The 14,884-nt window shown below is 40.8% G+C and carries 12 protein-coding genes; 10 read left to right on the top strand and 2 right to left on the bottom strand.

Annotated elements, in window-relative coordinates; genetic code table 11:
• Window positions 1–577: 577 nt before the first annotated feature.
• The gene (locus tag H4J61_RS02850) at window positions 578–4,489 is read left to right on the top strand and encodes a rhombosortase-dependent M36 family metallopeptidase (RefSeq protein ID WP_182183491.1); all 3,912 of its coding nucleotides are present in this window, start codon (window positions 578–580) and stop codon (window positions 4,487–4,489) included.
• 91 nt (window positions 4,490–4,580) lie between these two features.
• Window positions 4,581–5,102, top strand: coding sequence for a hypothetical protein (locus H4J61_RS02845; RefSeq protein WP_182183489.1), 522 nt, complete (start codon window positions 4,581–4,583; stop codon window positions 5,100–5,102).
• A 38-nt stretch (window positions 5,103–5,140) separates the two neighbouring features.
• Here the strand turns inward: H4J61_RS02845 and hslO are convergent, their stop codons facing one another.
• Together hslO and hslR are read right to left on the bottom strand one after the other, a co-directional pair.
• A complete protein-coding gene (gene hslO / locus H4J61_RS02840) occupies window positions 5,141–5,998 on the bottom strand; it encodes an Hsp33 family molecular chaperone HslO (protein WP_182183526.1) in 858 nt (285 codons plus the stop codon).
• A 9-nt stretch (window positions 5,999–6,007) separates the two neighbouring features.
• Window positions 6,008–6,421 carry a ribosome-associated heat shock protein Hsp15 gene (hslR, locus tag H4J61_RS02835; RefSeq protein ID WP_182183487.1) on the bottom strand — a complete coding sequence of 138 codons (414 nt, stop codon included), beginning with the start codon at window positions 6,419–6,421 and terminating at the stop codon, window positions 6,008–6,010.
• 361 nt (window positions 6,422–6,782) lie between these two features.
• Between hslR and gspC the strand changes: the two genes are divergently transcribed.
• From gspC to gspJ, 8 genes are read left to right on the top strand one after another with little or no spacing between them, the layout of a single operon-like run.
• Window positions 6,783–7,754 carry a type II secretion system protein GspC gene (gene gspC / locus H4J61_RS02830; RefSeq protein ID WP_182183485.1) on the top strand — a complete coding sequence of 324 codons (972 nt, stop codon included), beginning with the start codon at window positions 6,783–6,785 and terminating at the stop codon, window positions 7,752–7,754.
• A gap of 17 nt (window positions 7,755–7,771) precedes the next feature.
• The gene (gspD, locus tag H4J61_RS02825; RefSeq protein WP_182183482.1) at window positions 7,772–9,865 is read left to right on the top strand and encodes a type II secretion system secretin GspD; all 2,094 of its coding nucleotides are present in this window, start codon (window positions 7,772–7,774) and stop codon (window positions 9,863–9,865) included.
• Between the two features lie 2 nt (window positions 9,866–9,867).
• Complete coding sequence (gene gspE / locus H4J61_RS02820) at window positions 9,868–11,463, top strand: type II secretion system ATPase GspE (RefSeq protein WP_259363069.1); 1,596 nt, start codon at window positions 9,868–9,870, stop codon at window positions 11,461–11,463.
• Between the two features lie 59 nt (window positions 11,464–11,522).
• Window positions 11,523–12,746, top strand: coding sequence for a type II secretion system inner membrane protein GspF (gspF, locus tag H4J61_RS02815; RefSeq protein WP_182137434.1), 1,224 nt, complete (start codon window positions 11,523–11,525; stop codon window positions 12,744–12,746).
• A 2-nt stretch (window positions 12,747–12,748) separates the two neighbouring features.
• Window positions 12,749–13,183: a type II secretion system major pseudopilin GspG gene (gspG, locus tag H4J61_RS02810; protein WP_182183480.1), complete on the top strand. Its 435-nt coding sequence runs from the start codon at window positions 12,749–12,751 to the stop codon at window positions 13,181–13,183.
• A 26-nt stretch (window positions 13,184–13,209) separates the two neighbouring features.
• Window positions 13,210–13,833: a type II secretion system minor pseudopilin GspH gene (gene gspH, locus H4J61_RS02805; RefSeq protein ID WP_182183478.1), complete on the top strand. Its 624-nt coding sequence runs from the start codon at window positions 13,210–13,212 to the stop codon at window positions 13,831–13,833.
• Entirely contained in the window at window positions 13,817–14,215 is a 399-nt protein-coding gene (gene gspI, locus H4J61_RS02800) for a type II secretion system minor pseudopilin GspI (RefSeq protein ID WP_182183470.1), read from the top strand. The genes gspH and gspI overlap by 17 nt, the downstream gene beginning before the upstream one ends.
• Complete coding sequence (gene gspJ, locus H4J61_RS02795; protein ID WP_259363068.1) at window positions 14,212–14,883, top strand: type II secretion system minor pseudopilin GspJ; 672 nt, start codon at window positions 14,212–14,214, stop codon at window positions 14,881–14,883. Before gspI ends, gspJ begins: the two co-directional genes overlap by 4 nt.
• Window position 14,884: the final 1 nt, after the last annotated feature.

Genomic DNA, 14,884 nt, shown 5'->3' with positions numbered 1-14,884 from the left:
GTGATTTTAAGCGCGATAGCCTACGAACTTTCGTAAGCTGAATTTAGTCGTTCGCCATCTCAACAGGTTTAAATCTATATGCATAAGGCAATTTTTTATCAATCGACAATCACACACTTTACGACTATGAAGTAGGCGTGAGCTATGAATTTGTTGATAACTTAACGGTTGATGTAATATTAATGTGGGCCCCGTGTGGTTAAGTTCGCATTAGACGACTTAAATGGCCTGTATACCAATATTGTATTTGATGGTGTGTTTATTGGAACCACTATTCACTTTTAATACTTAAGGCTAGACGTTAATACAAAGCAGGGCTGAGCAATCAGTTCTGCTTTTTTATTGTCCAAACAACCCGTATCTTAGATTTAATTTTGGCATAAAGTGAGTAAAAACCTTCTACCGAAACGCCGGGTAAAATAGTGACAGTTAAAATCATAAAAAACAGTCTGGACTGTTGTAAGAGAGTTAAAGAAAGTGTTAATAAATGTAATAAAATATAACAAGATGTAATATTGTAATAAGGCAATATTGATATTTAAGTGTTAAAAGTAAACCAAAATAAAAAGGGAATGTAATGAATTTTAATAAATCTGTAATCGCCAGCTTTGTTGGTGCAGCTTTAGCTACGACCGCATTAGGTGTAGCGGCTAATGACAACATAGCATATAAATCTTTTTCAGTTGATAACGTTGCTGAAACTAATGCGCGCAGTAAAGTGCAAACTGCAAGTGGTATGATTAATCAATATGATTCTGTTTTGGGAAAAACCACTTTTCAATGGGCAGGTAAAAATGCTGAAACACCAGATTTAGGACCAGTAGCAGCGGCACACCGAGTTACCCATGCTGCGGACTTTTACCTTAATAAACTAGCAGGTTTGTCATCAATTAAGTCAAATGTTGCACAAGTTAAATTAGCTAACATACATGATTTGGGACGCGGAGCGATTGTTGCGAAATATAAGCAAGAAGTTGCTGGTGTCGAAGTATTCAATCGTGAATACAATATCATGATGGACCGCGAGTTTAATTTAGTTGCCTCATCAGGCTATTTAGCTGATAAACGAGCTGCTAAATCTCTTTCTTCAGCCATTAAAAATATCACTGCAGAATTCGGAGACTCTTCGCACTCTATCAATGCCGCATTTACGGCAATGGGTGGCAATGCTAACACTGTGGCATTAAAAATTAAAAGTACTGATGGAAAATATGATAAGTTTTCTGTCGTTAATTCAGCAACGGATAAAGTCCTCGTTGGTGAACCTCGCGCTAAAAAAGTTTTTTTTGAACATAAGAATAAGCTAGTCGCTGCGCATTATGTTGAAATTGAAACTAGCGCTATCGATAGCGTTGATTCAGAATACGTTAGCTACGTTGTTTCAGCTAGAACTGGTGAAGTATTATTTAAAAACAACCTAACGAGTCATGCAGCTGATTTCAATTACCGTGTCTATGCTGATGCAAGTGGCACACCATGGGATAGTCCTCATGGTGACGTAGTACCCGCTCCAGCTGATGCTGATCCGAATGCGTTTTTAACTGCAGGATACTTAGAAGCTCCGTTAGTAACTTTGAGCCATGGTCCTATCAGCACAGAGGATGCTTGGTTAGCCGATGATGCAACTTTTACTTCTGGTAACAATGTTACTGCGTATGTAGATGCTGTAGCGCCGCAGGGTTTAACTAATGGCGATTATATGGCGGAGGTTAGCAGTGCTAATACTTTTGATTACAAATATAACGTTGATGAAGCGGAGTATTCTTTAAATAACCGTAAAGCAGCCATTGTTAATTTATTCTATGTGAATAACTATTTACATGATGACTATTATGAACATGGCTTTGACGAAGCAGCCGGCAATGCCCAAGCTTTAAACTATGAACGTGGCGGTGTTGAAGGTGATGCATTAAATGTAGAAGTGCAAGACAATTCTGGTTTAAATAATGCCAACATGTCTACACCAGCAGATGGTGCCTCTCCTCGTATGCAAATGTACTTGTGGGAAACAACTCAAGTCACCAATGGTGTTGACTATGGTGTGACAGTGACTTCGCATGATGATATTGGCCTTGTTTTAAATACTCAAATTGCATCGTTTGGTCCAGAGATTTATGAATTGTCTGGCGATGTGGTACGTATTGATGATGCAACTGATGGCTGTGAAGCTGCAACCAATGGTGCTGCTTTAGCCGGTAAAATCGCCATCATAGATCGTGGTGCTTGTAAATTTACGCAAAAAGTTAAAAATGCGCAAGATGCTGGTGCTATCGCTGTACTTATTGTGAACCATAAGAACAATGGAAATCCTGCCTCGATGGGAGGTGATGACGAGACAGTAACTATTGCTAGTATGGGTCTTACTTTTGCGGCAGGCGAGAGTATTTATAGTAAGCTTGCAGCCAATGAAACTGTTTCAATCGACATGTTTAAAAACGACCTTTCAAGAGCCTTTAAGGACAGTTCGTGGGATAACGGTGTTGTCGCGCATGAGTGGGGTCACTATATCGGTAACCGCTTAGTGGGTAATGGTTCAGGTTTAAGTAGTCCACAAGCCCGTTCTATGGGTGAAGGTTTTGGTGATTTCCATGCATTATTGTTTGTGTCTGAAGTTAAGGATAACTTAGTTTTAGGTAATGAAGAATATGATGGTGGTTATGCTGATACATCTTATGTATCAAGTTTTGTAGACGGAATACGTCCATACCCTTACTCGACAAATAAAACTATTAACCCATCAATGTTTGCAGACATTGGATTATACCCTGGCGAAGTTCATCGTCCTGGTTCTGTATGGGGTAATATGTTGTGGGAATCTTTTGTTAGTATGGTGAATGACGAGCGTCATACTTTTGATGCAGCTAAGAGCCTAATGAAAGATTACTTGGTCGCTGGTTACAAAATGATGCCAATGGCGCCAACCTTTACTGAAGGTCGCGATGCGATATTAGCGGCAGCATATGCCAACGATAGGGAAGATTACAAACTTTTATTAGCGGCATTTGCTAAACGTGGTATGGGTCTAGGCGCAGTATCACCCAGTCGATTCGCCACTGATCATGCCGGTGCTGTTGGATCTACTAAAACAGACTTAGCTACATTCGCAGTAGCAGACCACGTATTGAATTCTAACTATGAAGGGTTAATGACTGGTTATTGTTCAAATGACAATATTTTAGATAAAGGCGAAACCGGTACGGCTAGTTTTACCCTGAAAAATGGTGGTAATTCTGCGTTAGTAGGCCTTACGGGTACTGTTGAAGTCGTCAGTGACCATGAGGTAACTTTTGCAAACGAAGGTGTTGTATCATTTGATGATATTGCAATACTTGATTCAGCAACGAGTACACCACTTGAATTCACCTTGAATGAAGCGGGCACTGGTGATGAGCTAGTACTTAAATTTATTCCAACGCTAACAGACGGAATGGAAGCTGATGAGTATACATTCTCAACGACAACGAACGTTGACTTTGTTGAGCGTGAGCTTGTTGGTACGTCGCAAGTTGAAGACTTTAACACCTTATCGCGCTTGAATGACTTTACAGAGGTTGTGATGGCAGGTGGCGATCAAGCTGTCGGTACATGGCATCTTGACCAATGGGATGTAATCGATGGACTCATTGCGGCAACAGGTCATAGCTTTACGTCTGATGTAGCTTATAAAACACGTACTATGTTAGTTGGCTTTGATGGTGACTACAGCATTTCATTCTGGCATTTGTACAATCTTGAAGCCGAGTATGATGGTGCTGTTGTCGAGGTGAGTGTCAACGGTGGCGATTGGGCTGATGTTAGCGAAATGGGAGGTACTTTTTTTGGTGATGGTTACACTGATATAGGACTTGATAATACTGGAACGGCTATCGCAGGTCGTAATATGTTTTCCGGAATAAATTATGGTGAGGAAACTATTAACTTCGGTGAGAACTTAAATGGCAACGAAGTACAATTCCGTTTCCGTATCGTTACAGATGCTTACTATGCACCGGGTCCATTTTCAGGCTTCTCATCAGGTTGGTATATTGATGACATGACGTTTACCAATATGGAAACTAGCATTTTCTCAGATGTAGTTGCTGGTGATAGCCTTGCTTGTGACAACCGATCGCCAAACGTGAGTGCTGCCTCTGCAACAGAGGTAACGGTTACTGAAGGTGGAAGTGTTAGCTTGAGTATAGCAGCATCAGATCCTAATGCAGATGTTCTAACGTATAGTTGGGAGCAAACCGCTGGAACAGCGGCAACATTGACGGGTGGCGACACTGTTGCGGTTTCATTTACCGCACCGAATTTAGCATCAGGTAGCGAAACGCTAACATTCGTTGCCAGTGTTAATGACGGTACTGAGACAGTTACTCAGAGCTTTTCAGTAACAGTGAATGATGTACCAGCACCAGTTGCACCACCTAAGAAAAAATCAAGTGGTTCTACAGGTTTATTGGCATTTTTATTATTACCTTTAGCGTTACTACGTCGTCGTAGATAATATAAAGTAATCCAAAAAGCTGATTGATGATTCAATCAGCTTTTTTTATAGGTATTGGTTTTTAAATATTGATAAAATAAAAGGTGAGGTTATGAAAAGTAAATTAATGAGCGCTGTGGTTATTTCGACATTTATAGTTGGCTGTAATAATGCGAATGATCATGAACATTCGGTCGAGCAGCATGAAGTAAAAGCGTTAAATAGTGTGGAAAATAATAACGACAATAAAAGGCTCAACTTGAAAAGTGAAATGGGTGATCACGCGCTGCTAAATAAGGCGGCACAGAAACTCAATCAATCAATTAGCCTAAATGGTAATAAGTTTACATTAGTGGATGGTAAATTAGAACAAGGCGCACAAGTATATAATACGTTAATGCATGAGTATGGAACTATTAAAGGTAGCCTGGTGGTAGTGCTATCAGATGAAGGTGTTTTTAACAAAAGTTATTTTAAAACAGTGAAAAAAATAGCCAAAAAAACTTTTCGTGTTTGGCCTACTAAAAAAGGTGATTTGTATCTTGTCTATCAAGATTTAACGCGTAATGCTAACTTCTCTGTTGTGGAGCTAGAGGTTGACTATTCCCCAATATCTAAGCAGCAGACTCACTAGCAATACACAGCGAGTCTGCACTATATGTTTGTAGTTTTTTAGTGAGTTGTGCCGTCAATAAATTGTGCTAATTGAGGACGCTTAAATTCATAAGTGGTCAGACAATAATCACAAGTCATCGAGACACTACCTTGCTCAACAATAATACTTTCAAGTTCGCTCGGTTCAATTTGAGAAATGGTATTTAAACACTTTTCTTCTGAGCAACTACATTGATAGCTAACGGCTTGTGGCTCAAAGAGTCTAACCTCTTCTTGATGATATAACCGGTAAAGTAAGTCTTCGCTAGCTAATGAGAATATCTCTTCAGATTTAATCGTATTGGTGAGTTGGCACAAGTGCTCAAAATCGGCTTGTTGTTGCTCTTTATCATCACCATCAGGTAGTAATTGAATTAAGGTGCCTGCTACTTGCGAGCTTTGCTCATCACTAAAAAGCCAGATTTTAGTGGGGATTTGTTCTGAAACATCAAAGTAGTGTTCTAAGCATTCGGCCAAGGTATCTTGCTCAAGCGCTACAACACCTTGATAAGGTTCGCCATTGTTCGGCCGAATAGTGATGATCATATTGCCTTTACCGATAAGGTCTTTCAGCGCTGTTGCCTCGGTTTCGCTCACCATACGTGCAATACCACGCATTTCTTGGCGATTATTGCCATTTACGGCTAAATATCCTATTGGGCCATCGCCTTGAAGTTGTACAGCGATTTCACCTTCAAATTTTAATGTTGCCGTTAATAAGCAAGTGGCTGCCACCAATTCACCTAACAATTGCTTTACGCCCAACGGGTAGTCGTGTGCAGCAACAATGTCTTGGAAGGTTTGGCTTAAGTTAACCAATTCGCCTCGAGCATGTAGGTTGTCAAATAAATAGCGATTTAAGATATCTTTTTGTATGGTCACTGTTTACATCCTTTCTTTTAATTGCCGAATTTGTCGACGTTGTTTCTTATCAGGTTTAGTGTCACTGGCTGGGCTGAGCAAAATACCCTGCTGGCGAGCTAAGTTGTTTTTCTCACGGGTTTTAACGCTTTCAGGCGTTTCTTGATAAAGTGTTTGAGCAAAACTTGCATCTCGGCGTTTATCTGCCAAGGCAATGACCAAAACATGTTTTTCTTCAAAACCTTGGCGAAAGGTAACGCGATCACCTAAAACAACAGCTTTGCCTGATTTACTGCGTTGGCCATTATAGAATACTTTACCGCCATCGATCATCTGTTTTGCAATTGCTCGGGTTTTATAAAAGCGCGCCGCCCACAACCACTTGTCTAAGCGAGTTGACTGGGTATTGTTTGTCTCAATAACGTTAGGTTTGGTCATTGTTTTGTTTATATCCCGTGCAGGCATTATAAATTGGCGAAAGTTAACATAACGGTAATGTTTACGCTAGTTAGAATGCATTTGGTTACATTTTTAAGCTTATACTAAGGTCATTAAATAAGGTCATTAAATTATTGTCCACTTTTATTGCTTAAAATACACTAGGACAGCGCCGGTTATGTTTAGTTTGAAGCAATGAACACCGACCCTGATTTACTTTTGCTGTGCGCAACTAGATCACAAACATCATGAAAAATGGCATAATTATAGGTAAAAAATAATATGACGTCTTGTTGCCAGACGTTTGGTCAAGTATCATCAAAGTGACTTTAAATTTCCAGATAATAAAAAATTATAAAAAATGACATTATCGAATAACCTATCAAACGCGTTTGAGCAGCTTGCTAAGCTGCCGCAACAAAAAATTACCCAAGTGATTATCTTGGTGTTGCTTAGTTATATTGCCTTTCTCTTTGCGCAAATAACCTGGCTAGGGTTAGCGGAGAGCGATCATAATGCGAACTTAACACTTAATAATTTATCGTCTGTTTCAGTAGCGCCAAAAGAACAAGTTCAGGTGAAAGCCATTCAAGCACTTAATCTTTTTGGTGCTTTTTCTCAGCAAAACGTAAATCGTGTTGAAGAGGTTGTTGAAGACGCGCCAGAAACACGGCTGCAACTCATTCTAACCGGTGTGGTTGCCAGTACTAACAAAGCGACTGCCGCGGCCGTAATAGAAAGTGCCGGCAAGCAAGAAACCTATAGTATCGGTGAAAATATTAAAGGTACTCGGGCGGTGTTAGAAGATATTTTTCACGATCGTGTCCTGTTAAAAGTATCGGGTGGCTTAGAAACCTTAATGTTTGAAGGTTTAATCTTTGATAAAAACATTAAGGTTATTAAACCACGTTACAACCAGCAAGCCGTGACGCAACCAACAAGAAATACCACTCAAAAGTCTTCACCTGATAATTTTTCACCCACCAATATTGTTGATCAACGAGATAATCAAGCGCTAGCGCAAGTGACCAAGTCGCTGCGAACAGAATTGGCTAGCGACCCAGGTAAAATTACTGATTATTTAAAAATTTCCCCTAAACGAGAAAATGGTAAAATTACCGGCTATCAATTAATGCCAGCAAAAGATCCAACTTTTTTCCAAAGTGCGGGTCTTAAGTCCGGTGATGTTGCGGTACAAATGAATGGTTTTGATTTAACCGCGCCACAAGAGGCAGCTCAAGCGCTACAATCTTTAAAAGAACAACGCGAAGTTTCGCTGTTACTTGACCGTAATGGTGACATAACAGAAATACTCTTCAGTATAGACAATTAGAATAAAAGGAATAATAAATGCGCAAATTATTAAGCGCACCTTGGTATAAGCGAAGCCTTACCGGGGTTGTTACTGCAGTTTTACTCAATAGTGTTTTGCTTTCTGCCAATATCAGTGCTGCAGAATATTCGCCTAATTTCAAAGGTACAGAAATTGGGGAATTTATTAATATTGTCGGTAAAAACTTAAGAAAAACCATGATTGTCGATCCAAACGTACGTGGCAAAGTTAATGTCCGTAGTTATGACTTATTAACTGAAGAGCAATATTATCAATTTTTCCTAAATGTTTTAGAAGTATATGGTTTTTCTGCCGTATCAATGGACAATAATATTGTCAAAATCATTCGAGATAAAGATGCAAAAACCTCATCTATCCCAGTAGTCGGTAATGAAAACCCCGGTGCAGGTGACGAAATGGTTACCCGTGTGATTGAAGTTAAAAACGTCACCGTTCGCGAGCTTACGCCATTGCTGCGCCAATTATCAGATCAAGCAGGCGGCGGCAACGTGGTTAACTATGATCCTGCCAACGTTATTATGTTAACTGGCACCGCGGCTGTCGTTAATCGCTTGGTGCAAATTATTGAACGGGTTGATAAAGCCGGCGATCAAGACGTACAAATCATTAGCCTTAAATATGCATCGGCTGGCGAAATGGTCCGTATTATTGAGGCAATGAACAAATCTGGCCAAGGTAAAAGCTCTAGTACACCGACTTTTTTAATCCCTAAAATTGTGGCTGATGAACGCACCAATAGCGTTATTGTTAGCGGCGAAGTCAAAGCACGTGAGCGTGTGGCAAGATTAGTGTCGCGCTTGGACAGTGAATTAGAATCGAACGGTAACACACGGGTTTATCATTTAAAGTACGCAAAATCTGAAGACATGGTGAAAGTACTTCAAGGGGTGAGTGAATCTATTGAAGCAGACTCCTCTACAACCAGTTCATCATCGCGAAAAAGCAACACACGTAATGTCAGTATTGACGCTCATGAAGATACAAATACTTTAGTTATTACCGCCCAACCAGATATGTTGCGCTCATTAGAAGCGGTTATTCGCCAGTTAGATATTCGTCGAGCACAAGTGCTGATTGAAGCCATAATTGTCGAAGTATTTGAAGGTGACGGCGTCAACTTAGGCGTGCAGTGGTATCATGAATCAGGTGCCGTGTCTCAATTCAACAACGGTGTTACACCCATTAGTTCGGTGGCTGCTGCCGCTGAAACTGCTCGTTCAACTCCAGGAGATTTTGTACCAGAAGTTAGAGCAGCGGATACTGGCGAGTTGATTACGGCTGCTTATAGAAAGAATGACGTTGATGGTGATTATAGTTTACTGGCCCAAGTATTAGGCTCTGTTAGTGGCACTATGTTTGGTATTGTGAAAGATGACTGGGGCGCGATAGTCCAAGCGGTAAGTTCTGATACTAATTCAAACTTATTGTCTACGCCAAGTATTACTACACTAGATAATGAAGAAGCCTATTTTATTGTTGGTCAAGAAGTGCCTATTATTACGGGCGCGCAAACCGGCAGCAACAATAGTAATCCCTTTCAAACGGTCGAGCGTCAAGAAATAGGTATTAAGTTAAAAGTCACACCACAAATTAATGAAGGCAGTGGCGTGCAGTTAACCATTGAACAAGAAGTGTCTTCGGTCAGTGGTGCTACGGGTGTTGATATCTCAATCAATAAACGTGAAATTAAAACCACCGTGATGGCTGATGATGGCGCAACCGTTATTTTAGGTGGCTTGATTGACGAAGATGTGCAAGAAAGTGTGCAAAAAGTACCTTTACTAGGCGACATTCCATTTATCGGCCACTTGTTTAAATCTACCAGTAATACCACGCGTAAGCGTAATTTGATGGTGTTTTTACGGCCAACTATTGTCCGTGATGGCAAATTGATGAATGACCTGAGTAGAGAAAAGTACAACTATATTCGCGCGCTAGAAATTCAAAAGAAAGCAGCGGGTCTTGAATTAATGTCGGGTGAGAAGTTGCCTATTTTGCCAAAATGGAATGATCAATTGGCATTACCGCCGTCGTTTGACGAATACATGAAAAAGCGTGATGAAGAAAAGTCATCTGCTGAAAACGAATAGCCATGAGTGACATTGCCCCACAAACACCAGTGCTTGTTAACGCAAATGAACAAAGTGTTGCCAGTGAAAACACCTTAGCACCTGATACGTCATCAACCATTGCCGTTAGTGACATTTTGAAAGATGAAAATGTTCGCTTTCGCCTACCCTTTGGTTTTGCTAAGCGCCACAGTGTGTTGGTGGCAAATGACCATGGTGTGTTACGTTTAGTTTGTACTGACTTGCTCAGTGCTAATATTTTGTTGGAAGTACGTCGTGTACTCAAAGCCCCTTTTACCCTTGACGTAAAAAGTGCCCAAGAGTTTGAACAATTGTTAACCATTGCTTATCAGCGCGACTCATCAGAAGCGCAACAAATGATGGAAGACATTGGCAACGAGGTTGACTTATATTCCCTTGCCGACGAGATGACCGAAACCGAAGACTTATTAGAAAACGAAGACGATGCACCGATTATTAAACTGATCAATGCCATGCTCAGTGAAGCCATTAAAGAAAACGCTTCTGATATTCATATTGAAACCTTTGAACAAGCGTTGCAAATTCGTTTCCGTGTTGATGGTGTATTACGTGAAGTGTTAAAACCTAATCGTAAATTAGCCTCATTACTTGTTTCACGTATCAAGGTGATGGCCAAGCTCGATATTGCGGAAAAACGCATTCCTCAAGATGGTCGTATTTCGTTAAGAATAGCGGGGCGAGCCGTAGATGTTCGCGTTTCCACCATGCCAACAGGCCATGGCGAACGTGTAGTTTTGCGTTTATTAGATAAAAACTCAACACGTTTAGACTTAAAAGACTTAGGCATGAGCGATGGTAACCGAGCACGTTTTTCTGAATTAATTGAAAAACCCCACGGCATTATACTGGTTACCGGGCCGACAGGATCAGGTAAAAGTACCACTTTGTATGCTGGCTTAAGCCAAATTGATAGTAAAGAACGTAATATTCTCACGGTTGAAGATCCCATCGAATACGCTATTGAAGGTATCGGACAAACACAAGTTAATACCAAGGTTGATATGACTTTTGCCCGAGGTTTACGCGCGATACTTCGCCAAGATCCCGACGTGGTTATGGTGGGTGAAATTCGAGATTTAGAAACGGCCCAAATTGGTGTGCAAGCAAGTTTGACCGGACATTTAGTCTTATCTACCTTACATACCAATACAGCGGCAGGCGCGATAACGCGTATGGAAGATATGGGTGTTGAACCTTTCTTACTTTCATCAAGTTTGTTAGGGGTTTTAGCGCAGCGATTAGTCAGAACCTTATGTCCGCATTGCCGCGAATGTAGCACTCCATCAGCGGAAGAGCGCAAGTTATTGCAACTAAGTGACGACGATACCGCGCCAATATACCGATCTGTTGGTTGTGAAGATTGTAACTTTAAAGGTTATCGGGGCCGAACCGGTATTCATGAACTGATTGTCGTTGATGAGAAAGTTCGTGCATTAATTCATAACGGTAAAGGTGAGCAAGCGATTGAAAAATTTATTCGTAAATCGACACCCAGTATACGCCGTGACGGTTTTGATAAAGTCATGCTTGGCGAAACCACGATTGAAGAAGTCTTACGCGTTACGCGCGAAGACTAACAGTCGACTCACTAAGTACCGAACTAAGTAGCGAACTAAGTATAGATAAATTGTAAATTATGGCAGCATTTGATTATCAGGCAGTAGACAGCCGAGGCAAAAATAAAAAAGGGGTTATCGAAGGCGATACCCCTAGACATGTGCGTAATTTATTGCGCGAACAGGGCTTAATGCCGATTGAGGTTACGCCCTGTCTGCAAAAAAGTAAGCAAGAAAGTAAAAAGTCTATTTTTGCTGGCGGTAAAAAAATATCAGCGTCGGAGTTGGCATTAATCACACGGCAACTATCAACCTTAGTTGAGTCAGGTTTGCCGATAGAAGAGTCCTTGATGGCTGTTGGTGAGCAGTGTGAAAAAATCGCTATAAAAAGCATGATCATGGCGGTGCGTACAAAAGTCACCGAAGGCTATGGCTTAGCTGAAAGTATGGCGGAGTTTCCACAAATATTTAATCACTTATTTCGCGCTATGGTTGCTGCGGGTGAAAAATCAGGCCACCTCGAGAAAGTATTAGACCGTTTAGCGGATTACACCGAAAAGCGACAACAACTGCGCTCGCAGCTTATTCAAGCCTTGGTATACCCGGTTATTATGACCGTAGTGGCCACTGGCGTTATTGCTATATTACTGACCGCTGTCGTACCAAAAATTGTTGGCCAATTTGAGCACATGGGCGCTAATTTACCCGCCACCACCCAGTTTCTCATTGCCAGTAGTGACTTTTTACGTGACTATGGTTTAGTTATTGTGCTGATTGTCGTCGCACTGATGTTACTTTGGTCGCAACTGCTGAAAAAGGCCAGTTTTAGGTTTGCCTATCATAAGCGTTTTCTTGCCATACCTGGCATAGGTAAAGTAGCAAAAAGTGTCAATACCGCAAGATTTGCTCGTACCTTGAGCATTTTAACCGCGAGTGCCGTTCCTTTATTAGAGAGTATGAAAATATCGGGTGAAGTACTCGACAATTTATATATTAAGCAAAGTGTTAAAGAGTCAGCGGATAAGGTCAGAGAAGGAACAAGTTTACGGGTGTCATTAGAGCAAACTAAACTGTTTCCTCCCATGATGCTACATATGATCGCCAGTGGCGAAAAAAGTGGTCAGCTTGAGCATATGTTAGGCCGAGCTGCAGATAACCAAGACCGTGAGTTTGAGGCGATTATTAATATATCATTAAAAGCATTTGAGCCAGCTTTAATGGTGGTAATGGCCGGTATTGTATTATTTATCGTGATGGCTATTTTACAGCCAATTCTTCAGTTAAATACGTTAATAGGAAATTAGAAATGAAAGCAGTAAGAAATATTCGAGGTTTTACCCTGTTAGAAGTTATGGTCGTTATCGTCATTTTAGGCATTTTAGCCAGTATGGTGGTGCCTAATTTGCTTGGCAGCCAAGAGCGTGCCAATGTCCAAAAGGCGGTGTCAGATATTAATGCGTTGGAAACGTCTTTAACCATGTACAAAATGGATAACTATCAGTACCCAACTACGGAGCAAAGCTTAGAAGCACTGGTCACTGAAACGGATATAGAGCCAGCGGCACGTCGTTTTCCACAAGGCGGTTATGTTAAGCGTTTACCTAACGACCCTTGGGGCAATGAATATCAACTACTAAACCCAGGGGAACATGGCGTTATGGATGTGTTTTCTATGGGACCTGATGGTGAACCCGGTACAGACGATGACATTGGCAACTGGAATCTAGGCGATTATCAATAATCAGTCGCCTAAATTATTGACTCACTATGAAGCTTAAAAACGGCCATCTGCCTAAAGATAAACATCGCCAGCAAGGTTTTACCTTAATTGAAGTGATGCTAGTGATCGTGTTAATTGGCGTGATGGTTTCTGCAGTACAATTTACTTTTTCTGGTAATAAAGCGGAACAAGTATTAGAACAAAACAGTATCCGTTTTGCCGGCGTTTTTGATGCCGCAGCAGAATACGGCCTGTTAAATAATATAGAGTTAGGCTTGTTTGTTGAAAAAAATACTTATCAATTTCTTGGCTATGACGGTGTTAGTTGGTCGCCGATTGCCAGTAATCCTATGTTTGAGGTCTTTACTTTACCTGAAGGGATAGAAATTACCTTGCAGCTCGATGATCTGCCTATTGAAGAACCCTTGCTGTTTGATTCGTCGTTATTAATTAATGAAGATCAAGACGATAACTTTACTGAAGAAGAAAAGAAAAAAACCATCCCTCAAGTGTACATGCTCTCTGGCGGTGATATCACCCCTTTTAGCTTAACCTTTTCATTGGCAGAGTTTGCTATTGATGGCGATGAAAACATCAGCTTTAAAGTGTCTGGCATTTATACCACACCATTAACGATAGAAGGGCCATTAGTTAATGCTAACTCTCGTTAACCTTAGTTTTCATAAACTGGCAAAAGGTTTTACCTTGATTGAGGTAATGTTGGCGATGGCAGTGTTTTCAATTGCCGGTATTGCTATTTTAGGTACGGCAGATACCAACGTGCGAAACTTAGGTTATTTAGAAAGTAAAATTATGGCGAGTTGGGTGGCATCGAACCAGTTAGTTGAAGTCACAGTCAAGAGTGCATGGCCACCAAAAAACAACAAAAAGGGTAAAGTAGAGCTGGCAGGGCAAACATGGTTCTGGCAACAAAAAGTACTTAAAACAACGGATAAAGACATGCGTTCGATTGTTATGCAAGTGCGACTTGATGAGAAAGAAACTTCAGCATTAAGCAGTTTAACCACTTATGTTTCTAAGCCTAACCCATGAAAATTACTACCATTACACATGGTTTTTTGAAAAAAACCGTTAGCTTTATGCCAAAGCGCAGCCAAGGCTTTACCTTATTAGAAGTACTGATTGCGATTGCAATTTTTTCAGTGATCAGTATGGCAAGTTTTAGTATTTTTGAAACCGTGATTAACAGCGACACAGCAACCAAAGCACGCACTGATCGTATTAACGAACTGCAGCGGGGTTTTTTAATTATCGAGCGTGATATGTTACAAATAGCGCGACGCAGTGTTCGTTTAAACGGTGAAGCACCCCTGAGCGATTTTCTACATACTGACAACGACAGCTTCACTAGCAGTGAACAAGCTATCGCCTTTGTTCGTCATGGTTGGACTAACCCTGGATTACTCTTACCGCGCAGCGATATGCAGTCAGTAGCTTATCAACTAAACGAAAATACTGTCGAGCGAGTACACTTTAACTTTGTTGATGCGGTGTTAGGCGAAGTACCAAAAGTCAGGCCATTAATATCGCAGGTAGAAAAACTAAATTTCGAATTTTATGATGGAAAAAAATGGCAAGAAACCTTGCAAGAGAATACCTTACCTATGGCGATTGCAATTGAAATAGACACCACAGACTATGGCATAATTCGTCGCCAATTTATCGTTGCCGGTGATAACCTGCAAGATAATGGGGGCTAGC

Origin of the sequence: Colwellia sp. MB3u-4 (genome assembly GCF_014077065.1) — a bacterium.
Taxonomy (GTDB): Bacteria; Pseudomonadota; Gammaproteobacteria; order Enterobacterales; family Alteromonadaceae; genus Cognaticolwellia.
Note: the sequence above shows the minus strand (reverse complement) of the source record. Positions and strands in the feature narration are given on the sequence as shown.